This is a genomic window from Streptomyces canus 299MFChir4.1 (genome assembly GCF_000383615.1).
GTDB classification, from domain to species: Bacteria; Actinomycetota; Actinomycetes; order Streptomycetales; family Streptomycetaceae; genus Streptomyces; species Streptomyces canus_C.
Genome location: NZ_KB911592.1, coordinates 75894 through 100890 on the forward strand (window position 1 = coordinate 75894; position 24997 = coordinate 100890).

Consider the following 24997-nt stretch of genomic DNA (forward strand, 5'->3'; position numbering starts at 1 on the left):
CAAGCCGCGCCCGTCCCGAGCGATCGGCTTCGTCCCGGTCGGTTCACTCACCGACGTCCGCCCACAAGTCCGCCCCCACAGGCCGCCGCGGTGTGCAGACTCGGTCGTTCGGGACTTCGCGGCCGCCTCAAAGGGTGCTGTCGTCTCCGTGGCTGCGCACGACCTCCTTGACCTTGGCCACTGCGAACCCCCAGCCCTGTTCGACGGTCGGCTTGGCCGGCACCGCGATCTCGTCCGGGTTGGTGAGCACGTCGAGCAGCACCGGGCCGGGGGTGTCGAAGGCGCGGCGTACGGCCTTCTCCAGCTCGGCCGGGTCGGTCACGCGGATCCCGGGGATGCCCATGGCCGTGGCGACGGCGGCGAAGTCGGGGTTGTCCAGGACGGTGCCGAACTCCGGCAGCCCGGCCTGTTCCTGTTCGAGTTTGACCATGCCCAGACGGCGGTTGTCGAAGACGACGAGCTTCACGGGGAGGCGGTACGTCTTCAGTGTCATGAGGTCACCGAGGAGCATGCTCAGCCCGCCGTCTCCGCAGAAGGCCACGACCTGCCGTTCGCGGTCCAGGCACTGGGCGCCCAGTGCCTGCGGCATCGCGTTGGCCATGGAGCCGAGGTTGTAGGAGCCGATGAGTTGCCGCTCGCCCCGCATTTCGACGGATCGTGAGAGCCACACCGTCGCCATGCCCGTGTCGGAGGTGAAGACGGCGTCGTCGTCGGCCAGCCGGTCCACCACGGCTGCCAGCGCCTCCGGCCGGATGTCGTGGGTCCGGTTGTCGAGCGAGGAACGTACACGGCCCAGCAGGCCCTTGTCGTGCGCCGGATCGGCCAGCCGTGCCTGGCCCTCGCGCCACTGCTCGAAACGCTCACGCGCCTTCTGCAGGTGCGAGCGGTCACGCGCACCGTCCGTCCCGGCGGGAGCGGCGGCGAGGTGGGTGAGGAGGTCGCGCACGGTCGCGCCCGTGTCGCCGACGAGACCTACGTCGACCGGCACGCGCCGCCCGATGTGGGCGGCCTCGGTGTCCACCTGGATGACGGTCTTGCCCTCCGGATACCAGTCGCGGTAGGGGAAGTCGGTCCCGAGGAGCAGCAGGGTGTCCGCGTCCTGCAGCGCCGACGCGGCGGCCGGGTTGCCGATCAGCCCGGTCTGGCCGACCTGGAACGGATTGTTGTCGCCTTCGAAGCCCTCCTTGGCCTTGAGCGTGAGCACCATGGGGGTGGCCAGCCGGTCCGCGAGGGCCAGTACGTCCTCGCGTGCGGCGCGTGCGCCCCGTCCGACGAGCAGGGTGACGCGCTCGGAGCGGTCCAGGAGTCCGGCGGCCCGACGTACGGCGGACTCCTCCGGCCGGCTGAGCGGAGCGTTCAGGGAGAACCGGGCCGGGCGGTCCGACGTCAGTTCGCGTTCGCCCAGGTCGCCGGGCACGGTCAGGACGGCGACGCCCTTGCGGCCCAGGGCGTGGCGCACCGCCGTCTCCAGCATCTGCGGCAGTTGGTCGGGAGAGGTGATGGTCGCGCGGAAGACGGCGACATCGCTGAACAGGGCGTCGTTGTCGACCTCCTGAAAGTAGTCGGTGCCGAGTTCCGCGAGCGGCACCTGCCCGGCGATCGCCAGGACGGGGGTGTGGCTCTTGGCCGCGTCGTACAGCCCGTTGAGCAGGTGCACGGAGCCTGGTCCGACTGTTCCCATGCAGACACCGAGGGTGCCCGAGAGCTGTGACTGGGCGCTCGCGGCGAACGCTGCCGCCTCCTCATGCCGGCAGCCCACCCACTCCAGGTTCTCGGTGGTGCGAATGGCGTCCGTGAGGGGATTGAGCGCGTCTCCCACCACGCCGAACACCTGGTGCACGCCGAGTTCGCTCAGTGCGTCCACGATGACGCGGGCGACGGTACGGGCCACGAGAGTCCTCCAGTCAGACGGTGAATCGGTCGGGATCGGCGGCGTGCCAGTCGGCTGCCCAGGCGGAAGGCGGCTCAGCGAGCAACTGTCCTGGTTCGAGCCATTCGTACAACTCCTCGTAGGAGCGCTCCGTGTAGGGATCGATGCGTCGGCGCAGCATGTGCGGGCGCAGGTCGGCGGGATCGGTGACGCCCATGGACGCCATGAGCTGCAGAGCGCTGGCCACGGTCGCTTCCTGGAAACGCTTCACGCGCGGCGCCTTGTCACGGACGTCGAGGGCGCGGGCGCGTCGGGGGTCCTGGGTCGTCACTCCGGTGGGGCAGGTGTTGGTGTGGCAGCGCTGGGCCTGGATGCAGCCGACCGCGAACATCATCGCCCGCGCGGCGTTGCCGTAGTCGGCGCCCTGTACCAGGCGTTTGACGAGATCGGTGCCGGTCGCGATCTTGCCGCTGGCCCCGATCCGGACACGGTCGCGCAGGCCCGCTCCGACGAGGGCGTAGTGCACGGTGAGCAGGCCCTCGGTGAGCGGGGCTCCCACGTGGTCGGCGAACTCCAGGGGCGCGGCTCCGGTGCCGCCTTCGCCTCCGTCCACGATGATGAAGTCGGGGGCGGTGCCCTCCGCCAGCATGGCCTTGCACACGGCGAGGAACTGTTGGCGCGAGCCCACGCACAGTTTGAATCCGGTCGGCTTGCCGCCGGACAGCTCGCGCATCCGGGCGATGAAGCGCACCAGTTCGCGCGGGGTGGAGAACACCCTGTGGTACGGCGGCGAGATCACCGTCTGCCCCTCGGGCACGTCCCGGACCTTCGCGATCTCGGCATTGACCTTCGCACCGGGCAGGACTCCGCCGATGCCCGGTTTGGCTCCCTGGGAGAGCTTCAGGGACACACACTTGACGTGCTCGTGCGCGGCCTTGTCCGCGAACTCGGCGGGGTCGAAGTCGCCTTCCGGGGTACGGCAGCCGAAGTAGCCGGTGCCGATCTCCCAGACCAGGTCTCCACCCGGCTTCAGGTGGTACTCCGACAGACCGCCTTCGCCGGTGTCGTGGGCGAAACCACCGGCCGCAGCGCCGCCGTTGAGGGCGAGTATCGCGTTGGCCGACAGTGAGCCGAAGCTCATCGCCGACACGTTCAGCAACGCCATGTCGTAAGGACGGCCGCAGTCGGGGCCGCCGATGCGCACCCGCGGCGGTGCCTTCGGCACCGGGCACGGAGCCATCGACGGAACCAGGAACTCGTAACCGGGCTGGTAGACGTCGCGTTCGGTGCCGTACGGCTGCTCGGCGTCGGTGCCCTTGGCCCGCTCGTAGACGATGGTGCGGACATCCCGGTCGAAGGGGCGCCCATCGAAGTTCCGCTCGATGAAGTACTGCTGCAGCTCCGGGCGGATCCGCTCCAGAAAAAAGCGGGCATGCCCCAGAACGGGATAGTTGCGCAGCACCGAATGCCGACGCTGCAACAGGTCCGCCGCACCCAGCAGACCCAGCGGGACGAGCAGTACGGCGGCCGCCCACCACCAGGGTGAGAGACCGACCGCGGCGACAGCCGTCACCATGCCGACGGCCAGAGTGAGGACGACGATCGCAATGCGTTTCACCCCTCGCTCCTTGCCCTGGGTCCGCCGTCCAGTCCTGCGGTTTCGTCAAGAAATCTGCAAGGGATTGCCTGCCGGCACGACGACGGCCCCCGCCCATCGCCAGATGCCCATGAGACTCCGAGTCAGGGCACTGGCGCCCCCACGCGACAGCAGCGGCAGCTGCCGACCTACCGAACCGAGATGCTGTCCGCCCACAGGCCAAGATCGAGAGGTGCGGCTGGTACTAGGTTCACCATGGGATCGGGTACAGGCTTCATGGCACCGTCCTCCTGCGGTGCCCTAGCGTCGTGCCATGACGATTCCAGCCGGACTGAGGCGCACGGTCCTCCGGGCGCGGCGGGACACCGGCTTTCTTGCCGCTGGTGTGCTGCCGCACCTGGCGCTGGTGCCCGTGTGGGCCTGGGCGGCGGCGAGTACCGCCAGGACGGGGAACTGGCTCCTTACGGTTTCCGTGTCGGCCGCCCTGGTCCTGTTCGGCAACAACATCTTCGCCAAGCCTCACCTGCCCGTGGTCGACGCGGACCACCGCCGCGTCCTGGCCGTGCTGCGGTTCCTCGGAGCGTCCCGGGCCTGGCCTTCCCCTCCGTGCTCACGATCTACGGCTGGGAGTACTAGGACACAGTGGTGGCGGGCGGGGTCCACCGTTGGGTGCGTCGCAGGGTGCCGCCGACCCCGAAGTCCTTCTTCAGTTGTTCGGGGACGGCGTAGTGCATGACGCGTCCGCGGGTGAGGGAGGACAGCTCGAAGACGCTGGTGAGGTGGCCGAGGCGGTCCAGCGCCCAGGCTCCGAGGGGAGAGCGGTCCTCGATGGTCTCCAGCACGCCCAGCAGGTGGGGCACGGTCTTGACGACGGTGTCCCATGGGGTACGGGGGACCTGCAGCCAGTCGGCGCACGTGTCGCCGATCAGGTAGCGGATCAGGGCGGAGACGATGGGGTCGAAGAGGGTGCCGGGCACGACCTCCTCGTAGAGGTCGATGAGTTGCCGGGTCAGGTGGGCGCCTTCTTCGGAGGGGCCCATGTGTCGGACCATGTACAGGTCGAGGAACCGCCGGGCCTCTTCCAGGGTCTTGGGGGCGGCGTCCTGGTCGATGCCGAGGATCGCGCCGACCACGCGCCAGGCGTAGAAGTACGCTTCGGCTCCCTCGACGCTCATGTGGATGCCGAGCCGGTGCAGGCTGTCCAGGACCAGGAGGGAGAAGAACATCTGCCCGCCGATCATGTCCTCCTGACAGATCGGCGTCCCCATCGCGGCGGTGTCCCAGCGGTCCTCCCGTTTGAGGTGGTGGCGGATGGAGGCGTGCAGCAGGCGCACTTTCTGGGCGGCGGGGATGAACCGGCTTCCCGCCTCGAAGGCGTCGGGCTGCATGAGGTAGACGGTGAACTGGCCGGTCTCCGCCATCCGCTTGGACGGGTAGCTCAGCCCGTGGGTGGCCGACAGCAGCTTCGCGACGTGCGGGACGACATAGCAGGCGGGCATGGAGGCGAAGGACAGCGCGGTGGAGATGTGCACGTTGTTGTCGATGAAGAACAGGCGGGCCTTCTCCATCTCGCCCCAGTCCACCCAGGCCGGTGGCACGCTGGTGGCCTGGAGGTACTCGCGTGCGACGTCGGGAAGTCCGTCCGGCAGGGGGGCGCCGGCGGTGGAGACGTAGCGCATCAGGGTGTTGAACCTGCCCACTTCCCCGCGCTCGAACAGTTCGGCGACGACGGCGTCGGCGAGGTCGTCACCGGCCTGCCGCAGGGCGTCCATCGAAGCCTCGGTGCCGGTCATGGCGGAACTCCTTGTATAGGCGGGATTCTTGCGAGGCGGGACTCTTGCGAGACGGGAGCGTCCGCCGGGGAGCACGGACTGCGGCGCCCCGATGCGAGGGGTCAGGACCGGCGGACCGCCGCGGTGTGTGCCAGCGCGGTCAGGGCAGCGACAGCGTGCGCGCTAACGTCGAGCTCGTGCAGTGCGCCTAGAGCCGTCTCGACCCGCGCGGTGATCATGTCCTCGATGCGGTCGGGCGTCTTCAGTCGGCGCATCAGCTCCCGGACCGCGTCCAGACCGTCGGTGTCCAGGTCACGTCGGCCGAGCAGGGCGCGCAACTGCTCCCGCTCGCCCTCACCGGCAAGACGCCAGGTCTCCGACAACAGGGCGGTGGGTCGATGGCCTGACACGTCGTCGGCGTTGGCCTTGCCGGTCTGTTCCGGATCGCCGAACAGGCCGAGCAGGTCGTCCCGCAGCTGGAACGCCTCGCCCAGCGGCAGCCCGTAGGCGGAGTAGCCCTCACGTAGCCGCTCTCCGGCCCCGGCCAGCGTGCCGCCGATCAACAGGGGTTGTTCGACCGTGTACTTGGCGGTCTTGTACCGGATCACCTTCAGCGACATCGCGGTGTCCGGATCGATGCCGGTGCGCAGGATCTCCAGGCACTCCCCCGCGATCAGTTCCCGGGCCAGCATCGACCACAGAGGCCGAGCCCGGGCCAGATACGCCGCGGGCAGACCACTGGTGGCGAACATCTGCCCGGCCAGCGACATCAACAGGTCCCCGACCAGCATCGCCAGCGACCGGGCCGCGGAGACCGCACCCGGCCGACGACGAACCGCCCCGCGCAGCGCGACATGCGCCGTGGGCCGGCCGCGCCGCAACGGGCTCTCGTCGATGAGATCGTCGTGCACGACCGCTGCGGCATGCACCAGCTCCATGGAGGCCGCCGCCCGCACCAGCGCGTCACTGTCCGGCTGCCCTGCCGCACGCCAGCCCCAGTAGCAGAACGCCGCCCGCAGCCGTTTGCCGTCCGCGACCGTCGCCTCCAGTTGCCAGGCCACCGGCTCCAGGGCAGGGTCGATCGCCGCCAACTGGTCGGCTTCCCGTGCGACAAAGACGCGCAGCACGTCGTCGACACGGCTCTTGAACGCGGTTGGCTCCCATCGCTCAGTCATCACCAAGGGCCCGCCGGGACAGGGCATGCCGGGCGAGGATCTCCAGGTGGGCCGGGGGGACGGTGGCGTACCGATCCAGCGCGATACGGCCGCGTGCCATCAGGTCCTGCTCGGCTTCCGCGGCCAGATCCGCGACATCCGAGCGGCGCAGCAGCCCCCGCATCGTCCCCAGAGCCGACCCGAGCGTGCTCATCGCCAGATCGGCCACTCCGGCCACCAGCAGCACCGCCTGCTCGTCCAGGCCCTCACGGCCACCCGCTCCCTGCACCACGCCCGTCCCCCTTCCGTCCAGCACGTCCGAGCGGCGCCGGTCACACGCCGTCCGACCCAGAATCGCGCCGCACCGGGGACATGAAGGGAAGAACTCACGATCGAGTGATCACATCGCACACCCGGACGAGATCTGCTGGTGAGCCGCGCACCGGGCTCCATGACGGCCGCTCGCGACGAACAAGCAAGCGGCAGGCAGACGGGTTTGCATCACAGATGCCATCGCGGCGGCAGCAGCGCTGTGGACGGCGTGGCGCCGGTGAAGATCTTCGTGATGGGCGTCGACGAGTGGCGCGACGAGCAGGAGTGGCCGCTGCCCGACACGAGGTGGACCGACTTCCACCTCACCAGCGCCCGCCCCGCCAACCACCCGGCACCATCACGAACCCCATGCGTACGCTCCATGACGGCACGTCACGGCTGATCCGGGCCACACGCCCCGGCCTGGGGTGAGCCATGTCGCATCAGAGCGAGCGGGACTTGCTATGCAACGAGTTGCATAGCACGATCGTCGGCATGGCGCTCGAACACGCGATCCTGGTGTCGCTTCTGGAGAAACCGGCGTCCGGCTATGAGCTGGCCCGGCGTTTCGAGCGGTCCATCGGCTACTTCTGGACCGCGACCCACCAGCAGATCTACCGCGTGCTCAAGCGCATGGAGAACGACGGCTGGGTCGACGCCCGCGACGTCCCGCAGCACGGACGGCCGGACAAGAAGGAGTACTCCGTCGCCGACCTCGGCCGGGCCGCGCTGTCCTCGTGGCTGCACGATCCGATCGAGCCGGAGAGTGTCCGCCACGATCTGGCGGTGAAGATCCGCGGTGCCGCCTTCGACGACCCGGCCGCCCTGATCCAAGAGGTGGAACGTCACCGGCAGGCGCACCGCGACCGGCTGGCGCACTACCTCGCGGGTGAGGAGCGCGACTTCACAGGGCCCGAGGCCAACGCGGCCCCGCCGGACGCGCCGCTCGACGCGGAACGCGAACTCCAGCACGTCGTCCTGCGCGGCGGCATCGCCTACGAGCGGATGATGATCGGCTGGCTGGACGATGTGCTCGCCACGCTGGCCCGCTTCGGCCCGGCCGAGCACTGACCATCGCACAAGTCGCCCATCGCTCGGCTCCCGCCTCCCCCGGTCTCCGGACTTTCTCCCTTTCTCACCTACCGTCCCCCTCAAAGAGGTTCCTCACCATGGCTGACCAACTCCTCTTCAACCCACGCACCTACGACCCCGCGCACTTCGATCCCGAGACGCGCCGCCTGCTGCGTGCCACCGTCGACTGGTTCGAGGAGCGTGGGAAGCGGCAGCTCATCGAGGACTACCGCACGCGCGCCTGGCTCGGTGACTTCCTCGCCTTCGCCGCGAAGGAGAACCTGTTCGCCACCTTCCTGACGCCCTCCTCCGCCGCCGGGGAGGGCGAGGCGGACAAGCGGTGGGACACCGCCCGCATCGCCGCGCTCAACGAGATCCTCGGCTTCTACGGCCTGGACTACTGGTACGCCTGGCAGGTGACCATCCTCGGCCTCGGCCCGGTCTGGCAGAGCGACAACGCCGCCGCCCGTGACCGCGCCGCCCAACTCCTCGCCCAGGGTGAGGTGTTCGCCTTCGGCCTGTCCGAGAAGACGCACGGCGCCGACATCTACTCCACCGACATGCTGCTGGAGCCGGACGGCGAGGGCGGCTTCCGTGCCACCGGCTCCAAGTACTACATAGGCAACGGCAACGCCGCCGGGCTCGTCTCCGTCTTCGGGCGCCGCAGCGACGTCGAGGGCCCCGACGGCTACGTGTTCTTCGCCGCCGACAGCCGTCACCCGGCCTACCACCTGGTGAAGAACGTCGTCGACTCGTCCAAGTTCGTCAGCGAGTTCCGCCTGGAGGACTACCCCGTGCGGGCCGCGGACGTCCTGCACACCGGCCGCGCCGCCTTCGACGCCGCCCTCAACACCGTCAACGTCGGCAAGTTCAACCTGTGCACCGCCTCGATCGGCATCTGCGAACACGCCATGTACGAGGCCGTCACCCACGCCCACAACCGCGTCCTCTACGGCCGTCCCGTCACCGCCTTCCCGCACGTGCGGCGCGAGCTGACCGACGCCTACGTCAGGCTCGTCGGGATGAAGCTGTTCAGCGACCGTGCCGTGGACTACTTCCGCTGCGCCGGTCCCGACGACCGCCGCTACCTGCTCTTCAACCCGATGACGAAGATGAAGGTGACCACGGAGGGCGAGAAGGTCATCGACCTGATGTGGGACGTCATCGCCGCCAAGGGCTTCGAGAAGGACAACTACTTCGCGCAGGCGGCCGTGGAGATCCGCGGACTGCCGAAGCTGGAGGGCACGGTCCACGTCAACCTGGCGCTGATCCTGAAGTTCATGCGCAGCCACCTCCTGGACCCGGCCGACTACCCCGCCGTACCGACCCGCCTCGACGCCGCCGACGACACCTTCCTGTTCCGGCAGGGACCGGCCCGCGGCCTCGGCTCGGTCCGCTTCCACGACTGGCGGCCCGCCTTCGAGTCGTACGCGCACCTGCCCAACGTCGCTCGCCTGCGCGAACAGGCCGACGCCCTGTGCGAGTTCGTCGCCACCGCGGCCCCCGACGCCGAACAGAGCCGCGACCTCGACCTCCTCCTCGCCGTCGGCCAGCTCTTCGCCCTCGTCGTCCACGCACAGCTCGTCCTGGAACAGTCCCGCCTCACCGGCCTCGACGAGGACGTGCTCGACGAGCTCTTCGCCGTCCTCGTACGGGACTTCTCCGCCCACGCCGTAGAACTGCACGGCAAGGACTCGGCGACCCCACAGCAGCAGGAGTGGGCGCTGGGCGCGGTCCGGCGGCCCGTCGTCGACCCGGCACGCACCGAGCGGGTCTGGCAGCGGGTAGAGGCGCTGTCCGGCGCGTACGAGATGGCCCTGTAGGCACGTCACGCCGTACCCCTCACCGGTGGTGGCCGAGCCGCACGGCCCGGCCACCACCTCCCGGATCCCCTGACGCCCTATCCGTACAACCGGTCGAACCGGAACGGTCGCAGTGCTTGCGGGCGGGTGCCGGTGCGGACGTACTCCGCGAGTTCGTGGCCGGCGGCCGGGCCGAGGGTGATACCGAGCATGCCGTGGCCGGTCGCCGCGTAGGCGTTGTCGTGTCCCGGGACGCGGTCGATGACGGGAAGGCCGTCGGGGAGGAAGGGGCGCCCGCCCACCCAGGGATCGCGGATCAGGGTGACCAGGTCGTCGGGGTCGTCGAACCAGTTGCCCAGGTAGTGCCGGCTGGCGAGCGCCACGGCGACGATCCGGCGCCAGTCGAGCCGGTTGTTGCTGCCGCTGAGTTCCATCGTGCCGCCGATGCGCGTGGTGGCGCCGATGGGTGAGGCGACGGCCCGGCGTTCGCCGAAGTAGAGGGTGTGGCGGGGCGCCGGGTCCAGGTCGACCGAGAAGCTGTAGCCCTTGCCCGCCTGGAGCGGCAGCCGTCGGCCGAGGAGGCGGAGCAGGGCCGGGGAACGCATGCCGGCCGCGATGACGACGGCTTGACAGGGGATCTCGCCCTGGCTGGTGCGCAGTGCCGTCACCCGCCCTCCAGCCGTGCGGAATCCGGTGATCCGCGTGTGCTCGTGGACCTTCACCCCCGATGCGGCCAGCGCCTGTCCGAGCCCGCGGGCGAACGCCTCCGGATCGACCACGCCCTCCCCCTCGACGAGATACGCGGCGCGCACCCCGGGGGCAAGCGCGTCGTCCAGCAGGCGCGCCTCGTCGCCGATGGTCACGTCCTCGGGCAGCCGGTAGTGGCCGTCGGCCATGTCCCGTTGGACGGCGAGGTGACGGCGGGCCTCGGCCGCCGACAGAAAGGCGTGCACCATGCCGGGGCGGGTCAGTGTCGTCCGTACGCCCGCCTCGCGCAGCTCGTCGAACCGGTCGAAGGTGTCCCGGTTGAGCTCGGCGATCGCCGTGTACCCGCGCCGGAACGCGGCCGGTGTGCTGCTGCGCCAGAATCGCCACAGCCACCGTACGAACGCCGGGTCCGGCAGGGGCCGTAGATACAACGGCGAGTCGGGGCGGCCCAGCGAGCGCAGCGCGTAGCGCACCACGCCCGGTGCCGGGACGGGCGTGGTCGCCTCCGAGGAGGGCCTTCTCGACGCACTGAGTCACCAGGGCACGGTGGGTCTCCGTCTTGGGGCGGTTCGGTGATCTCGGCGGGGCCGTCGGTCCGCGAGCGGCCGGGACCGTCTCCGTGACCCGCGAACTCAGCGCGTCCCACTGATCGGTGGGAGATGGCCGAGTTCGGCGTCAAGGACCGCGCACTGGACCTCGGCCCCGAGGAGCTGCGGAGTTCCTGGGAGGACTACCTCCCTGCAAGGAAGCAGAGCGTGTCCGCTCGCTCATCCGGGAGGTGCTTGTACACTCCGCGACGCCGCCGAAGAACGTGTGGAACCCGAACCGGGTCGAGATCGCCTGGAAGTGATCAATTCGCCAGAAAGGGCTGTCAGGCTGTACAAGTCACCCAACAATCCTTGGGGGATGCGATGCTGCGGGGAACTCACGCAAGACTCATCTCGGTAGTCACCTTTGTGGCCACTTGGGCACTGACGCTCTGGGCCCTTGTGTACATCCACGACCATGTGCACGATCCAATGCCGGTCGCGATCCGGGGCAGCGCAGCAGCGGCGGCCTTCTTGTGGGACCTCGTCCAGAGGACCAGCGGCTTGATCCTGGTCCCGTTCGCGGTTGCCGCGCCGAAGATCCCCAGGAAAGTCACCTACCTCTCCCTCATCGCTTTCCTGTTCCTTCTGGGCTCCGTCTTCATGAAGTCGAACCCTGTGGTGGGCTGGTGGGCTCTCAGCGTCGCCACTGTCTTGGTGGGCGTTGCCATCACCGTCGTGCTCTTTGCCGCGTTGGCCAAGGACCCGGAGCGGGGCGAGCGCGCTCACGGTGTGTTCAGGACCATGGGCGGGCCGCCCGACACTCCTGGGCCCGGAGCCGAGACGTCGCCCGATTCAGCACCCGCTTCACCGGACGAAGCGCCTGGGACTGCCTGACCGGGAAAGGCGGAGCCGTGGCCAACTGCCGCTCCACTTACCAATCCATTGCCCGACCGGGCCCCGACCGGGCCCCGACCGGGTCGAGGTGCTCCGGCATTAGGCGGTCTCTGTGAACCCCTCGCGCCGTACGAAGTCCTCGGTGGTCTGCCCGAACTCGGCCTCGATGGACCGGCCCCGAGGCAGTTCAATCCCGGACAGCGGGTTGTCATCCGGGGGGTGAAACAGCTCGATGCGCGAGTCCATACGAACCGGTGATTCAGCTCGCGGGCCACCTTGGCCGAAGGAGGGAGATCGCGCTCCGGCACACCAGGGGGCTCCATGATGATCGCTGCCCGCCTGCCGATGGGCCGAGAATGGCTGCGGCGTCCGCCAGGCCCACGCCACGCCCCTTCGGCTGGCGCGGACCTGCCATCAGGGTCACGGGGGTGGTCGGACAGGAGGAGGGTCTTGCGCTCGAACCGGCACAGTCCCCACGAGCGATTCATCATCGCGCCGTACGCGGTCTCCATCGACCGCCCCATTATCCGAATGTGCTCGTTCACGGACAGCTTGGCCTCGTAGCCGGAGACAGTCCATCATCGCCTGCCACAGCGCATCGGCTTCCTCGCCCCTGACGGGTTTGTCTGACTGCCCTATGGACGCGCCGCATCTCGGGCTTGCTGCCGGCACCAACCATGATCTTGGTGAGCTGGTCGAAGATCTGGTTGTTCGCCCGTCGGACAGCCGGAATGCGTGCGTACTGGGCCGCGATCCTCTCCCCGGGGACCTCGCAGTCCGCCATGGGCAGAGGCCATGCACGCTCGGCGACCTTGGTGATCACCCTGGCGACCCGGTCGCTGACAGCCCCGGTCGTCTCGCTGCGGCCGGGGCTGTTCGCGTCTCAGCCCTGCTCGCCGTCCCGGGAGAAGAGAACCTGAGGTTCCCCGATCCAGCGATACGACCAGTCCAGCTCGGCCGTGACCTTCTTGATGCTCCCCTCAGGGAGCTGCTCCGCGGCTGCCGCCAAGGCCGCTTCGACGGCCGCCTTGTAGGCCCCTCTGACCCGGGCCTCGCCCACAGTGGAGTTGGGGGTCTGGAGGTCGAAGTCGAGTGTGATCGTCAGGTGCTTCGGCACGGGGTCCTGCGCCACGGTCCCTCCCCTTGATGGCGTACAGGATCGTCAGTATCGGCTCGGCACCCGATCACCGCCATCGAACGAGCCGAAAACCCTCAAGTGCGTGGTCTCCAAGGCAAGTGTGGTGCGGCACATGCGTTCGACCGCCGTGCGCGCCGCGTCCCGGAAAATCGTCGGCAACCTTTTCGCCGTGGGCGGCCACTGACCAGTGCACCATCGGCCCGAGCTTGCGAACGGACAGGTAATGAACACAACGAGGCAGATCGCGCGGCAGCGCAGGCGCAGACGCAGACTCGTGCTGGGCGCCACGGTGGCCCTGGCCTCCACGGGCGTTCTCGCCTACCTGGTCATGGCGTTGGTCCCCGGCCACAAGGTCGATGCGGGTCCGGCCGCGGCCACCGCCCTCGTCACCGCTCAGCCGAAAGCCGGCGGCACCGCGGGCACCGCATCTGCGAGCGCGACCCCGAGCCCGTCGGCGAGCCCGAGCGCGAGCGGCTCCGCCAGTCCGAAGGCCACGACGACCACCAAGGCGGCGAAGCCGTCGCCCAAGGGCACCCAGAAGTCCTCCCGCGGGTCCACCACGGCCCCGCCGGCAGGACGGATCCGGCCCAACACCTCGTACCAGGGCGTCGCCACGGCCTACGAGGCCGGTGTCGGGGACGGGGCCTGTCTGTTCGGTCCGAGCCCGGACATGATGATCGCGGCGATGAACACCACCGACTACGAGACCTCCAGGGCCTGCGGCGCGTACGTGCTGGTCCACGCGGCCAACGGCAAGTCGATCACGGTACGGATCACCAACGAATGCCCGCTGCCCTGCGCACCCGGGCAGATCGACCTCAGCCAGCAGGCCTTCGCCAAGCTCGCCGACCTCAAGGTCGGCCGGCTCCCCATCACCTGGAGCCTGGTGAGCCCCAGCTCGATCGGCACCATGTCCATCAGGTACAAGACCGGGTCCAGCGTGTACTGGTGCGGCATCCAGGTGATCGGTCACCGCAACCCGGTCGCACGGCTGGAGGTCAGCACCGGGAGCGGCTGGCGGCAGTTGCCCCGCACCAGCTTCAACTACTTCATCTCCGCCGACGGCAGCGGCTGTGGCAAGGCGCTCAGAGTGACCGACATCTACGGGGAACAGCTGACCGTCAGCAGACTGGCAGTGCTGGCGAACGTCGTACAACCCACACGGGTCCAGTTCGCCCAGCACTGATCCCGGCGGTCGTCAAAGGGCGCCTGCGCGAGGTGATGTCTTGAGCGGGCGGCGGCCGCACAGAGTGCTCTGTGCGGCCGCCTGGACCAACCGCCTTTCACACCACCGGTTCGGGCTCGGGTGCGCGCTCGCTGTGTTTCGGTACGGCCTTCTCCAGGCTGGCGCCCTCGACGTCGAGGTCGGGCAGGAGCCGGTCCAGCCAGGCGGGCAGCCACCAGGCGTGCCGTCCGGCGAGCGCGAGGACGGCCGGGACGAGGGTCATGCGGACGAGGAAGGCGTCGATCGCCACGCCGATGGCCAGTGCGAAGGCGATGGGCTTGATCAGGGCATCGTCGAGGGGGAAGAACCCGGCGAAGACGGTGAACATGATCAGGGCGGCCGCCGTGACGACCCGCACGCTGTGCCGGGCGCCCTCGGTCACCGACCGGTCGGCTCGGCCTGTGCGGACCCACTCCTCGCGCATCCCGGCGACGAGGAACACCTCGTAGTCCATGGCGAGTCCGAAGAGGACGCCGATCAGGATGATCGGCAGGAAGCTGACCACGGGACCGGTGTGGGCGAGGCCGAAGGCGTCCGCCAACCAGCCCCACTGGAAGACGGCTACGACCGTGCCGAGTGAGGCGGCCACCGACAGCAGGAATCCGACGGCGGCCTTGAGGGGGATGACCAGCGAGCGGAACACCATGGTCAACAGGATGAGGCTCAGGCCGACGACGATCGCCATGAAGGGCAGCAGGGAGTCGCTGAGCCGGTCGGAGACGTCGATGTTGACGGCGGTGGTACCGGTGACGGCGATCGAGGCTCCGGTGCTCTCGCGCATCTCGGGGGCCGCGGCACGGATGTCGTGGACGAGCCGGCCGGTGCGGACGTCGTCGGGGCCGGTCTCGGGGATGACCTGGACCACGGTCAGCGCGGGGTCGTGCGTCGGCTGGGGCGGCAGCACCGCCTCGACTCCCTTCAGGTTCCGCAGCTTCTGCGCGACTTCGGTCTCCGCCTTCGCGTCAGCCCCCTTGCCGGTCTCGGTCAGCACCATGAGCGGGCCGTTGAAGCCGGGGCCGAACTTGTCGCTCACCACGTCGTACGCCTTGCGCTCGGTGGAACTCACCGGCGCCGAGCCGTTGTCCGGCAGGGCGAGGCTCAGCTCGGCCGCCGGGAGGGCGAGTACGGTGAGGATGCCCACGACGGCCAGAACGGTCAGCAGAGGCTTGGCGACGGTCGTCCTCATCCAGCGGGCACCCAGGGTGGCCTGTGCGGCGGATGAGCCAGGGTCCGCGGCTCGCCGCGCCGCCCTGCTGCCGGGCTTGGGCGCCAACCGGGTGCCGGCGAATCCGGCGAGGGCCGGAAGCAGGGTGATCGCGGCCAGGACGGCGACGAGGACGGCTCCGGCGGCACCGAGGCCCATCGTGGTCAGGAACGGGATGCCGATGACGCCGAGTGCGGCCAGGGCGATGATCACCGTGCTGCCGGCGAAGACGACCGCGCTGCCCGCGGTGCCGTTCGCCAGCGCCATGGAGTCCTGCGGGTCGGCGCCACGGGCGAGTTGCTGACGGTGGCGGGAGAGGATGAACAGGACGTAGTCGAGCCCCACCGCCAGGCCCAGCATCAGGGCGAGCGTCACGGCCGTGGACGAGATGCTGACCGCCGGGGCGAGGGCGAGCAACCCGGTCAGTCCCACCGCCACACCGAGCAGGGCGGGCAGCAGCGACATGCCTGCGGCGAGCAACGAACCGAAGGTGATGACGAGGACGAGGAGGGCGACGCCGACGCCGATGATCTCCGACGGGCCGATGTGGACGCCGTTGCTGCCGTACACGCTGCCGCCCACGAAGGTCCTCAGCCCGCCGGCCTCCGCCGCTTCGGCCGCGCGCTCGACCGCGTCGAGGGACGCGGCGCGCACCTCGGCCCGTTGTACCGAGTACTGCACCTGCACGATCGCCGTGGTCCGGTCGGCCGAGACGGCACCGGAGGCGTCCGGGCCCATGACGGCGCTGACCTGGGGTGCCTTCGTGGTCGCCGCCTCGACGCGGGCGATGGCCGCCGTGTAGCGGGCCTCGGTGACGCGGTGGCCCGCGGGGGCGGTGAAGACGATCTCGGCGGCCGCTCCGGACGCTTCGGGCAGTGTCTTGCCGAGTGTGTCCAGGGCCCGTTGCGACTCGGTCCCCGGCACGGTGAAACGGTCGTCGAGCTTGCCGCCGAAGACGCTGACACAGGCGATGAGCGCGGTCAGGATCACGAGCCATATGCCGAGCACCAGCTTGCGGTGACGGTAGGCACCGCGGCCCAGCCGATGGAGCAGGACAGCCATGGCGAACTCCCAAAGTCGGTGCACGAAGGTTCGAGCACCGACTTTATCAGTCGCTCAAGTCGACTGAACAAGTCACTCGCATGACATACTTCACTCCAGAGAGGTCGTGGTGATCGGCACGGGGCGGGCCGGCCTGACGGCGGCGCGGGAACTCGTCGCGGCGGGCAAGTCCGTGGCCGTCCTGGAGTCCCGCCACCGCTCTTCAGTCGCCCAGCACCCGCCGCAGATACGGGTTGCTGAACCGACGGTCGGGGTCCAGTCGGTCGCGCAGTGCGGTGAACTCGCCGAAGCGCGGGTAGACGTCGGCGAGTTGTCCGGCGTCCCGGGTGTGGAGCTTGCCCCAGTGCGGGCGCCCCTCATGGGCGACGAAGATGCGCTCCGCTCGCGTGAAGTACCGCTGGTACGGCGCACCCCGGTACACATGCACCGCGATGTAGGCGCTGTCGCGCCCCGAAGCGGTGGAAAGCGTGATGTCGTCCGCGGGGGTGGTGCGGACCTCGACGGGGAAGCCGACGCGCAGATCGGAGCGTTCCACCATGGACTTGAGCTCGCGGAGCGTGTCGAGGAGGGCCTCGCGGGGGACGGCGTACTCCATCTCGATCATCCGCACGCGGCGCGGACTGGTGAACACCTTGTAGGGGATGTCGGTGTAGGTCCGGGCCGACAGGCCCCGGCTGGCGAGCCGCGCGATCGTCGGGACGGCCGCGGGCACGGTCCGGCCCAGCGAACTGAGGGCCTGGAAGACGCCGTTGGAGAGGAACTCGTCGTCGAACCATTCCCTGATCCGGCCCAGCGGGGCGGGCGGGCCGCCCGTGCGGTTGTTGCGCAGGATGGTGCAGTTGTCGGTGTGCGGGAACCAGTAGAACTCGAAGTGGTCGTTGGTCGCGTGGAGTTCGTCGAAGGCCGCCGTCACCTCGTCGAACGTCATCGGTTCCTCGCGCGCCGCGAGCAGGAAGAGTGGCTCGACGGCGAAGGTGAGGGCGCTGACGACGCCCAGGGCGCCGAGTCCGATGCGCGCGGCGGCGAACACGTCCGGGTTCTCGGTCTCGGAACACCTGAGCAGTGACCCGTCCGCCGTCACCAGCTCCAGGCCGCGGATCTGGGCCGCGATCGCGCCCGAGGCGCGGCCCGTCCCGTGGGTGCCGGTGCTGGTCGCCCCGGACACGGTCTGTTCCATGATGTCGCCCATGTTCGTGAGCGAGAGGCCTTCCCGGGCCAGCGCCGCGTTCAACGTCTTGAGCCGCGTACCGGCTTCCACGGTGACGGTTCCGGCCTGCCGGTCGATCGCGCGGATCCCGGTGAGGAGGTCGGGGCGGATCAGCACGCCGTCGGTGGCGGCGACAGCGGCGAAGGAGTGACCGCTGCCCACCGCTTTCACCGCGAGGCCGTCCTCGGCCGCCTGCCGCACGACTGCGCGGAGTTCGTCGACCGAGGCGGGCGTGGCGTTCCGGACGGGGCGGGCGGTGACGTTGCCGGCCCAGTTGTGCCAGGCGCCCGGCTTCCGGGGCGCTGTGTCCCGTGGGGCGCCGTAGTGGGTCGTTTCCATGGCCTTTCCTTTCTTCGCAGGTGACGTGGGGCTCGGCGCCCCTATCGGACGGACCGTACGCGGTAGACGAGCAGGACTCCGACGGCCGAGGTCGCGCCCACGAGGGCGAAGAGGACGGGGTAGCCGTGGTCGGAGGTGATGATGAGGCTGGCGATCAGTGGGGCCAGGGCGGGCGGGATCACCGAGCCGATGTTCATGATGCCGAGGTCCTGGGCGCGGCTCTCCGCGTCGGGCAGGACCTGGGTGATCAGGGCCTGGTCGACGGACATGTACGCCCCGAAGCCGGCGCCCATGATCGCCGATGCCACCAGGGTGACGGTGAGGCTGGGGAGGGCCGCCAGGAGGAAGCCCGCCACCGCCTGGAGCAGAGCCGCCAGCGCGACGAAGATCCGCCGTCTGCCCAGCCGGTCGGAGAGCACGCCGACGACGGAGGTGGCCAGGACGCCGGCCACGAGATAGGCGACGGTGCACGCCAGAAGGCTGCCCGTCGGGTCGGGGACCTTCAGGTCGTCGGTCAGGAAGTACAGGGTGTAGCAGACACCGAGCGAGTTCGCCAGGTTGACCAGGAGCCGGCCGCCGAAGGCCCAGGCGAACTCCCGGTTGCGCAGCGCGCTTCCCATCGAGGCGAGCAGCGCGCGCAGACGCAGCGCAGGCTCCGCGCTGTGGGCGGGATCGCGGTAGCGCGCCAGGAACGGCACCGCGCAGATGATCAGCAGGGCCGCGACGACGAGGTAGCCGCCGGACGGGGCGAGCCCGAGGGCGGAGACGAGAGCGATGCCGGCCACGACCCCGAGTGCCTGAGGGCCGTAGATCGCGCTGGAGACCGTGCCGCGCTGGTTGACGGGCACACGGTCGGCGATCATGGCGGTGAGTCCGGCGGTGGCCGCGCTGAGGCCGAGCATGGCGGCCGCCCAGGCGGCGGTCACTCCCGCGACGGTTGTCTGCTGTGCGGTCACGGCCAGCCCCGCGGCCAGGGACAGGGATCCGGCCGTGACCCAGAGTCTTCTGCGGCCGAAGCGGCTGCGGGAGCGGTCGCACAGCGCGCCGCACAGCGGAAGGGCGAGAAGCGCTACGAGTCCGGACACGGCGTTGACGACGGCGAAGTCGTGCACCTTCGCGGACGGGTCGATCGCCTCCAACTGCTCGGGCAGCAGCAGTTGGAGCGGGACGAGACTCGCCATCCAGTAGCCGAACCAGATCAGGCCGAAAAGGGTGGTCCAGCCGCGCGAGACGGGTTCGGTCGGCCCATGGCCGGCGTCCGCCCCTGCGGTGCCGGCCGGCGCGAGGACCGGACGGGGGAACTCTGTGGACATCGGGCCTCCGTGGGGACGGACAGAAGCTTTGGTGGGGGCGCGGTCAGAGGAAGGCGTGGCCTTCGCCGCGGTAGGTGGGGACCTGCTCGACGATCTCGGTGCCCGACACCAGATGGAGGGTGTTGACGCGTTCGCACAGTTCGCCCGCCTTGGCGTGGCGGAACCACACGTGGTCGCCGAGGCGCAGTTGGTGCGCCGCGGCGCCGAAGACCGGCGTCTGGACCTCTCCGGCGCCTTCCCTGGGGTTCATCCGCAGGCCCTGGGGCCAGCTCAGGGTGGGCTGTCGGTCCGGGCCGGGCGGCCCGGAGGCGATCCAGCCGCCGCCGAGCACAGTGGCGATCCTGGCACTCGGGCGTCGTACGACGGACATGACGAAGTAGGCGGCGGGCCGGGGCCGAAAGCGCCGGTAGAAGTCGAACAGCCCCGGCCCGTACAGGCCCGACCCTGCGCCGATCTCGGTGATGACGTGTTCGGCGGCGGTCTGCTCGACGGAGCCCGTGCCACCGCCGTTGACGAACTCCAGGGGGGCGACGGCTTCCACGGCGACGACGGCGGCGGCCCGCCGGTCGGCCAGCTCGTGGGTGGACAGGCGCTGCATGGCGCGGATCGCGGCTCGTTTGAGGGGGGAGCCGGGCTGGTTGTCACCGAGCCCGGCGATATGGCCCTCGTAGGACATGACCCCGGCCAGGTGGAATCCGGCACGGTCCTGGATGGCGCGGGCCAGTGCCGCCGCTTGCCGCGGGGAGTGCACCGGGGAGCGGTAGGGGCCCAGGTGGAGGCGGCCGCCGGCCAGTTCCAGGGAGGCGTCCAGATCGATGCAGACGCGGAGGGCGGGCCGGGAGGTACCCAACACCTCGTCGATGAAGTCCAGTTGCGCGGTGGAGTCGATCATGAGGGTGACGCGGGAGGCCGCTCGCTCGTCCGCGGCGAGTCGCTTCAGCGCGGTGCGGTCGGTGGTCGGGTAGGCGATGACCACGTCGGGATGGTCCTCGGCCAGCCACAGCGCCTCGGGCAGGGTGAAGGCGAGAATGCCCCGGTAGCCCTGCTGCTGGACGGCCCGGTGGATCAGCGCGCGGCTGCGGACCGACTTGCTGGCCAGGCGGACGGTCGCCCGCCCCGCCGTCCGGCGGGCCAGATCCACGGCGTTGGCGTCGAAGGCGTCGAGGTCCACCACGGCGAAGGGCGGATCGAGATGCCCGGTCGCCCTGTTCAGCTGTGCCATACGGATCTCGGTCGGCCCGGCATCGGCGGTGCGGGTCTTTGTCGCGTCCGGCGGGGACGCCGTGGGTGTGTTCATGGGGCCTTCCTTCGTGGATACCCCGGCCTTCAGGCCGGGGAGGAAACGAAGCTCCTGCGGAGCGGGGCAGAGAGGGTCGGTTCGCTGCCGGGACGGCCCGGCGCCCACCGCCCACCGGCCGACACCCGCCGCTCACACGGAAATTGATGGAGTGTGAGGTATGGCGGAGCTAGGGGCGCGAACTCGTCGTGATCGACCGCTTCTTCCCCAGCTCGAAGCTGTGCGGAAGCTGCGGCACGGTCCGCGGGAAACTGCCGCTGAACGTCCGCGAGTGGTCGTGTGCCTGTGGCGCCGTGCATGACCGCGACATGAACGCGGCACGCGACATCCTGGCCGCCCGGCTGGCGGCGTCTGCCTGTGGAGACGGTGTAAGACCTCAACGGGAGTCCTCCCCTACGGGGCGGTCGCCGGTGAAGCAGGAACCCCAGCGGGCGACCGCTGGAATCTCCCGCCTTTAGGCAGGGGAGGAAGTCAAGTACGCACCTCTTCTGGGGAGTTCACATGGCAGGTCGCGGCAGCGGGGGCCGGGTGGAGCGATGGCGTGCGGAATCGGCCGGACAGGCCGCGGACCCTTCTCATCGGTGGGCGTCCGAGTGCGACAGGAGGCGCTCCCGCTGCCGCAGCCCCCTGGCCTCGGCGACGGGGATGACACGGCGCATCAGCCGGGGGAAGACGCCGGCGATCCGCTGGACGCGGCCCGCGAGGGGCGGGAAGACCACCTCGACGGGTTTGGTGGCGATGGCGTCGACGACGGCCCGGGCGATCCGCTGCGGTGCGTAGGACTTCTCCGCGAAGGCGATGGCGCAGGACGGGTCGGCCATCTCCTGCGCGAGCATGCCGGTGCGGGTGGACGGCGGATGGATGAGGGTGAAGTCCAGCGGGCCGTCGCGCTCCTCGATGGCGACGCTGTGGTGGAAGGCCCGTAGACCGAACTTCGAGGCGCAGTAGGTGGCGTACCCGGGCAGCGGCAGGAACGAGGTCATGCTGCAGACGTTGATGATGTGACCACGGCCCCGCGCGGTCATCCGCTCCAGCGCCGTGCAGACGCCGGTGATGGTGCCGAGCAGGTTCACCTCGACGATGTCACGGTGCTGCTGCTCGGGCAGGTCACGCGCGACTCTGGTGTGGGTGATGCCCGCGTTGTTGACGAGTACGTCCACGCCGCCGAAGACGGCTTCCGCCGCCTCGAAGGCCCTGGTCCATCCCGCGGAACTGCGGATGTCCAGCATGCAGGCGGCGGCCCGCGGGCCCAGGCTGCGGGCGCGGCTGACGACAGCCACTTCGTCGACGTCGGTCAGCATCACCCGATGGCCGCGTGCGACGGCGAGCTCCGCGATGGCGGCGCCAATGCCGCCCGCCGCACCGGTCACGAGGACGACCTGCTCCTGCTCGTTCTTCGGGTTCATGAACGCGGACTCCTTCGGTCGCGTGAGGTCGGCTTCGCCGGTCTCCAGGTGGGTCACAGCCGCAGCATCTCGATGCGGCCGGTGTTCAGCGCGGCGGCTCGGACGGGGTCGTCCGTCGGGACGGTGGCGGCGAAGAGGGTGCGCCCGTCGTGCCCGGCCACCAGGCAGCTGAGGGTGTGCTGGCTCGTCGCCACTCGATGGAGGACCCGGCCGCCCTCGGCCACGCGCACGCATTCGCCGCGCAGGGCGTTCGCCACCCAGATCGTCTCGCCGTCGGTGTCCCAGGCGATGCCGTCCGGTGCGACGGGTGACGCGGAACGCTTGGCTATGGCGGGGTGGTCCAGGAGCGCGGAGATCCGGCGGGTGATGCGTCCGGGCAGCCCCGGATGGTTCACCAGGCGCCACAGGAGCGGCGAGATCAGCGCGGCCCAGGGCTGTGGGTCCGCAAGCGTGCCGTCGGCGTGGGCGGGAAGGCGGGTGAGCCGCATCGCCAGCGTCTCGGCCACCACGAGCGCCGTACCGTCGGCCGTGAGGAGCATGCCGTTGGGAAACAGCAGCGGCTCCGACAGCCCGAGCAGGCTCCCGTCCGGGGCGAGGCAAGCGACCGGGGTTCTCGGGGGGCCGGGGGGCGCGTAGAGCTGGGAGTTGGGGTGCTCGCGCACGAAGGCGTGGTAGTCGAACCCGAAGTTCCCGACGTACGCCCGCCCTTGGGGATCGACCAGCATGTCGTTGACAGGACCGCCGACTACATCGCGCAGATCGGCGTGCTCGACCAGCTCGCCGTCCGTTTCCTGCCGGTACACGCGGCCCTCGTCCATGTACACGACCAGCAGGCGGCCGTCGGGAAGCCAGCCGAGCCCACCGGCCCGGCCCGGGACCTTCAGGACCGTCTCCGGCTCCCCGCCGCCGTCCCAGCGATGCACCGTGCCGTGCGCCAGATCGGAGAACCACAGAGCCCCCTCGTGCCAGCGCAGGCATTCCGGAACACCGAGGCCGCTCACTGCGAGCGCTGCCGTTGTTTTCATTCAGCCACTCCTCAGGTGACCGGCTGACGGGGCTCTGCTCCACCGCAACCAGAAGTTGGACGCTTGTACAGGACGCTTGACTTGTACGGGCGACCGTCTCATTCTGAGTGAACTGAAGTCAACGTTCCGGCGGGAGTTTTCGTGGCTGAGATGCAAACCCTCAAAGCAGACGGCGCTCCGACGGGGGCACTGATCGCGGTGGACAATCCGGCCACCGGAGGGGTGGTAGGCCACGTCTCCGACGCGACGGCGCGGGAGGTGGCCGAGGCGATCGCGGGGGCCCGGCGGGCGCAGCCGGGTTGGGCGGCACTGGATGCCCGTTCACGTGCGGAGTTCTTCACGCGCGGCCGCCGGTGGCTCCTCTCGCACCGGGAGGAGATCGCGGACCTGATCGTGGAGGAGAACGGCAAGGCGCGCGAGGACGCGATCGTCGAGATCGTCTACTGCACCGGTGCCTTCGCCCACTGGGCGAAGCAGGCCCGGCGGCTGCTCGCCGAGACGAAGATCCACTCCTGGTCGCCGTTCGTGCTCGGGCGCAGCATGTACACCCGCCGGGTACCGCTCGGGGTGGTCGCAGTGATCGGCCCGTGGAACAACCCGCTGCTCAACTCGTTCGGTGACGCGATCCCGGCCCTGGCCGCCGGCAACGCGGTCGTCCTCAAGCCGTCCGAGCACACGCCGCTGACCGCGCTGCTCATGGAGCGCATGGCCCGCGAGTGCGGCTGGCCCGAGGACGTCTTCCAGGTCGTCACCGGTGCGGGCGCCACCGGCCGGGCGCTGGTGGACACCGCGGACTTCATCATGTTCACCGGATCCACGAGGACCGGCCGGCTGGTCGCGGCGAGGGCCGGCGAGCGGCTCATCCCCTGCTCACTGGAGCTCGGCGGCAAGGACGCCCTCATCGTCCTCGCCGACGCCTCCCTGGAGCGGGCCGTGAACGTCACCCTCCAGGGCGCTCTGTCCAACGGGGGCCAGATGTGCACCTCGGTGGAGCGCGTGTACGTGGAGGAGCCCGTCTACGACGCGTACGTCGACCTCCTGCGCGAACGCTTCCAGCAGGTGACCTCGGGCAAGCCGGCCGGGCTGGGCAGCGTCGACGTGGGCGCCATGACGTTCCCGCCCCAGCTGGCCACCGTCGCGGACCACGTCGACGACGCCGTACAAAAGGTGCGCGCGTCGTCGTGGGAGGCCATGCAGGGCCCGGACCCGGCCGCTTCTTCACCCCCACCCTGCTCGTCGACGTCGACCACACCATGAAGTGCATGCGCGAGGAGACCTTCGGCCCCACACTGCCCGTGATGAAGGTCGCCGACGCCGAGGAGGCCGTCCGCCTGGTCAACGACAGCTCCTACGGGCTGCAGGCCTCCGTCATCGGATCGAACACCAAGCGGGCCCGCCGTCTGGCGGAGCGACTCGAAGCCGGCTGCATCACCGTCAACGACGCCCAGACCAACTACATGGCCCTCGGCCTGCCCATGGGCGGCTGGAAGGACTCCGGCCTCGGTGTACGCCACGGCGCCGAAGGCATCCGCAAGTACACCAAGCTCCAGGCCGTCAGCATCAACCGGTTCCCGCTGCGCAGGGACCTGCACATGATCCCGTACGACCCCTCGGCCTACCGCCTCATCCTCCGCCTGGTGGACCTCAGTACGGCACCCGCCGCCGCCCTCGCGACAAGTAACACGCACCGGCCGGCCATCGGATCACGAGAGGACCCACCGCACCCATGACCGTGACGCCTGCCGCACCCCCGCACGCGCCCGTCGGAACCGTGCCCGAAGGAGTCCACCTGCCGTTGCCTCGGCACGACCTCAGCGTCGAGGAGGAGCGCCAGGTCCGGAAGCAGGAACTCGCCGCCGCCTTCCGCCTCTTCGCACGTCTCGGATTGTCCGAAGGCGTCGCGGGTCGCATCACGGCGCGCGACCCCGAGAACCCCTCCGCCTTCTGGGTCAACCCCTTCGGGATGTCCTTCAGCCGGATACGCGTCTCGGACCTGATCCTCCTGCCGGTCGCCGCCCGAGACAGACCTACTTGTTCGCTCGACTTACTCATTTGACTCAGTCGTTATGAT

General features: G+C 69.8%; 20 protein-coding genes and 4 pseudogenes. 10 read left to right on the forward strand and 14 right to left on the reverse strand.

Going from position 1 to position 24997, the window contains the following annotated elements; translation table 11 throughout:
• Positions 1-127: 127 nt before the first annotated feature.
• On the reverse strand, positions 128-1891 hold the full coding sequence (locus H293_RS0123930; protein ID WP_020120373.1) for a thiamine pyrophosphate-dependent enzyme: 1764 nt from the start codon (positions 1889-1891) through the stop codon (positions 128-130).
• A gap of 13 nt (positions 1892-1904) precedes the next feature.
• Positions 1905-3488, reverse strand: coding sequence for an FMN-binding glutamate synthase family protein (locus H293_RS0123935; protein WP_020120374.1), 1584 nt, complete (start codon positions 3486-3488; stop codon positions 1905-1907).
• Between the two features lie 478 nt (positions 3489-3966).
• Here H293_RS0123935 and H293_RS60250 point away from each other — a divergent pair.
• Positions 3967-4059 (forward strand): annotated as a pseudogene (locus H293_RS60250) (DNA-binding response regulator); the annotation flags it as partial.
• A 40-nt stretch (positions 4060-4099) separates the two neighbouring features.
• On the opposite strand, the gene H293_RS0123940 reads toward H293_RS60250, so the two are convergent.
• From H293_RS0123940 to H293_RS0123950, 3 genes are all read right to left on the reverse strand, one after another.
• On the reverse strand, positions 4100-5260 hold the full coding sequence (locus H293_RS0123940; RefSeq protein WP_020120375.1) for an oxygenase MpaB family protein: 1161 nt from the start codon (positions 5258-5260) through the stop codon (positions 4100-4102).
• Between the two features lie 101 nt (positions 5261-5361).
• Positions 5362-6414, reverse strand: coding sequence for a polyprenyl synthetase family protein (locus H293_RS0123945; protein ID WP_033415643.1), 1053 nt, complete (start codon positions 6412-6414; stop codon positions 5362-5364).
• Positions 6407-6685: a hypothetical protein gene (locus H293_RS0123950; RefSeq protein ID WP_020120377.1), complete on the reverse strand. Its 279-nt coding sequence runs from the start codon at positions 6683-6685 to the stop codon at positions 6407-6409. The genes H293_RS0123945 and H293_RS0123950 overlap by 8 nt, the downstream gene beginning before the upstream one ends.
• Before the next feature lie 258 nt (positions 6686-6943).
• Here H293_RS0123950 and H293_RS0123955 point away from each other — a divergent pair, with 258 nt between their 5' ends.
• The 3 genes from H293_RS0123955 to H293_RS0123965 all read left to right on the forward strand — a co-directional run bounded on the left by H293_RS0123955 (position 6944) and on the right by H293_RS0123965 (position 9599).
• Positions 6944-7108 (forward strand): hypothetical protein, encoded by a 165-nt coding sequence (locus tag H293_RS0123955; RefSeq protein WP_199790191.1) that lies wholly within the window; start codon positions 6944-6946, stop codon positions 7106-7108.
• A 92-nt stretch (positions 7109-7200) separates the two neighbouring features.
• Complete coding sequence (locus H293_RS0123960) at positions 7201-7776, forward strand: PadR family transcriptional regulator (protein ID WP_020120379.1); 576 nt, start codon at positions 7201-7203, stop codon at positions 7774-7776.
• A gap of 98 nt (positions 7777-7874) precedes the next feature.
• A complete protein-coding gene (locus H293_RS0123965; protein WP_020120380.1) occupies positions 7875-9599 on the forward strand; it encodes an acyl-CoA dehydrogenase family protein in 1725 nt (574 codons plus the stop codon).
• 77 nt (positions 9600-9676) lie between these two features.
• On the opposite strand, the gene H293_RS0123970 is transcribed toward H293_RS0123965, so the two are convergent.
• Positions 9677-10762, reverse strand: a complete 1086-nt coding sequence (locus H293_RS0123970) for an NAD(P)/FAD-dependent oxidoreductase (RefSeq protein ID WP_020120381.1) — start codon at positions 10760-10762, stop codon at positions 9677-9679.
• A 513-nt stretch (positions 10763-11275) separates the two neighbouring features.
• Between H293_RS0123970 and H293_RS57365 the strand changes: the two genes are divergently transcribed.
• Positions 11276-11710, forward strand: coding sequence for a hypothetical protein (locus H293_RS57365; protein WP_158694435.1), 435 nt, complete (start codon positions 11276-11278; stop codon positions 11708-11710).
• 99 nt (positions 11711-11809) lie between these two features.
• On the opposite strand, the gene H293_RS58475 is transcribed toward H293_RS57365, so the two are convergent.
• The gene (locus H293_RS58475) at positions 11810-11956 is read right to left on the reverse strand and encodes a hypothetical protein (RefSeq protein WP_020120383.1); all 147 of its coding nucleotides are present in this window, start codon (positions 11954-11956) and stop codon (positions 11810-11812) included.
• A 637-nt stretch (positions 11957-12593) separates the two neighbouring features.
• The gene (locus H293_RS49960) at positions 12594-12842 is read right to left on the reverse strand and encodes a hypothetical protein (RefSeq protein ID WP_020120385.1); all 249 of its coding nucleotides are present in this window, start codon (positions 12840-12842) and stop codon (positions 12594-12596) included.
• A gap of 229 nt (positions 12843-13071) precedes the next feature.
• On the opposite strand from H293_RS49960, the gene H293_RS0123995 reads away from it, so the two are divergent.
• Positions 13072-14034 carry an expansin EXLX1 family cellulose-binding protein gene (locus H293_RS0123995; protein WP_020120386.1) on the forward strand — a complete coding sequence of 321 codons (963 nt, stop codon included), beginning with the start codon at positions 13072-13074 and terminating at the stop codon, positions 14032-14034.
• 97 nt (positions 14035-14131) lie between these two features.
• Here the strand turns inward: H293_RS0123995 and H293_RS0124000 are convergent, their stop codons facing one another.
• Positions 14132-16339: an MMPL family transporter gene (locus H293_RS0124000; protein ID WP_020120387.1), complete on the reverse strand. Its 2208-nt coding sequence runs from the start codon at positions 16337-16339 to the stop codon at positions 14132-14134.
• A gap of 109 nt (positions 16340-16448) precedes the next feature.
• Here H293_RS0124000 and H293_RS57370 point away from each other — a divergent pair.
• Positions 16449-16529 (forward strand): annotated as a pseudogene (locus tag H293_RS57370) (NAD(P)-binding protein); the annotation flags it as partial.
• Between the two features lie 12 nt (positions 16530-16541).
• Here the strand turns inward: H293_RS57370 and H293_RS0124005 are convergent.
• The 3 genes from H293_RS0124005 to H293_RS0124015 are packed head-to-tail and all read right to left on the reverse strand — an operon-like array spanning position 16542 to position 20495.
• Complete coding sequence (locus H293_RS0124005; RefSeq protein ID WP_020120388.1) at positions 16542-17885, reverse strand: D-arabinono-1,4-lactone oxidase; 1344 nt, start codon at positions 17883-17885, stop codon at positions 16542-16544.
• Between the two features lie 41 nt (positions 17886-17926).
• Positions 17927-19198 (reverse strand): MFS transporter, encoded by a 1272-nt coding sequence (locus tag H293_RS0124010; protein WP_020120389.1) that lies wholly within the window; start codon positions 19196-19198, stop codon positions 17927-17929.
• Between the two features lie 43 nt (positions 19199-19241).
• Complete coding sequence (locus H293_RS0124015) at positions 19242-20495, reverse strand: amino acid deaminase/aldolase (RefSeq protein ID WP_020120390.1); 1254 nt, start codon at positions 20493-20495, stop codon at positions 19242-19244.
• 173 nt (positions 20496-20668) lie between these two features.
• Here H293_RS0124015 and H293_RS55115 point away from each other — a divergent pair.
• Positions 20669-20953: pseudogene (locus tag H293_RS55115) on the forward strand (zinc ribbon domain-containing protein); the annotation flags it as partial.
• Positions 20954-21070: 117 nt separating this feature from the next.
• On the opposite strand, the gene H293_RS0124020 reads toward H293_RS55115, so the two are convergent.
• Both H293_RS0124020 and H293_RS0124025 read right to left on the reverse strand, forming a co-directional pair.
• Positions 21071-21901 carry an SDR family NAD(P)-dependent oxidoreductase gene (locus tag H293_RS0124020; protein WP_033415645.1) on the reverse strand — a complete coding sequence of 277 codons (831 nt, stop codon included), beginning with the start codon at positions 21899-21901 and terminating at the stop codon, positions 21071-21073.
• Between the two features lie 53 nt (positions 21902-21954).
• Positions 21955-22926 carry an SMP-30/gluconolactonase/LRE family protein gene (locus H293_RS0124025; protein WP_028808134.1) on the reverse strand — a complete coding sequence of 324 codons (972 nt, stop codon included), beginning with the start codon at positions 22924-22926 and terminating at the stop codon, positions 21955-21957.
• A gap of 150 nt (positions 22927-23076) precedes the next feature.
• Here H293_RS0124025 and H293_RS52845 point away from each other — a divergent pair.
• A pseudogene (locus tag H293_RS52845) lies at positions 23077-24656 on the forward strand (aldehyde dehydrogenase family protein).
• Positions 24653-24982: a class II aldolase/adducin family protein gene (locus H293_RS0124035; RefSeq protein WP_397895349.1), complete on the forward strand. Its 330-nt coding sequence runs from the start codon at positions 24653-24655 to the stop codon at positions 24980-24982. The pseudogene H293_RS52845 and the gene H293_RS0124035 overlap by 4 nt, the downstream one beginning before the upstream one ends.
• Positions 24983-24997: the final 15 nt, after the last annotated feature.

Bases quoted from the DNA above. Each gene is read 5' to 3' on its own strand.
- H293_RS0123940 (WP_020120375.1), bottom strand. From the start codon at position 5,260: ATGACCGGCACCGAGGCTTCGATGGACGCCCTGCGGCAGGCCGGTGAC.
- H293_RS0123945 (WP_033415643.1), bottom strand. From the start codon at position 6,414: ATGACTGAGCGATGGGAGCCAACCGCGTTCAAGAGCCGTGTCGACGAC.
- H293_RS0123960 (WP_020120379.1), top strand. From the start codon at position 7,201: ATGGCGCTCGAACACGCGATCCTGGTGTCGCTTCTGGAGAAACCGGCG.
- H293_RS0123965 (WP_020120380.1), top strand. From the start codon at position 7,875: ATGGCTGACCAACTCCTCTTCAACCCACGCACCTACGACCCCGCGCAC.
- H293_RS58475 (WP_020120383.1), bottom strand. From the start codon at position 11,956: ATGGACTCGCGCATCGAGCTGTTTCACCCCCCGGATGACAACCCGCTG.
- H293_RS0123995 (WP_020120386.1), top strand. From the start codon at position 13,072: ATGAACACAACGAGGCAGATCGCGCGGCAGCGCAGGCGCAGACGCAGA.
- H293_RS0124000 (WP_020120387.1), bottom strand. From the start codon at position 16,339: ATGGCTGTCCTGCTCCATCGGCTGGGCCGCGGTGCCTACCGTCACCGC.
- H293_RS0124005 (WP_020120388.1), bottom strand. From the start codon at position 17,885: ATGGAAACGACCCACTACGGCGCCCCACGGGACACAGCGCCCCGGAAG.
- H293_RS0124010 (WP_020120389.1), bottom strand. From the start codon at position 19,198: ATGTCCACAGAGTTCCCCCGTCCGGTCCTCGCGCCGGCCGGCACCGCA.
- H293_RS0124015 (WP_020120390.1), bottom strand. From the start codon at position 20,495: ATGAACACACCCACGGCGTCCCCGCCGGACGCGACAAAGACCCGCACC.
- H293_RS0124020 (WP_033415645.1), bottom strand. From the start codon at position 21,901: ATGAACCCGAAGAACGAGCAGGAGCAGGTCGTCCTCGTGACCGGTGCG.
- H293_RS0124025 (WP_028808134.1), bottom strand. From the start codon at position 22,926: ATGAAAACAACGGCAGCGCTCGCAGTGAGCGGCCTCGGTGTTCCGGAA.
- H293_RS0124035 (WP_397895349.1), top strand. From the start codon at position 24,653: ATGACCGTGACGCCTGCCGCACCCCCGCACGCGCCCGTCGGAACCGTG.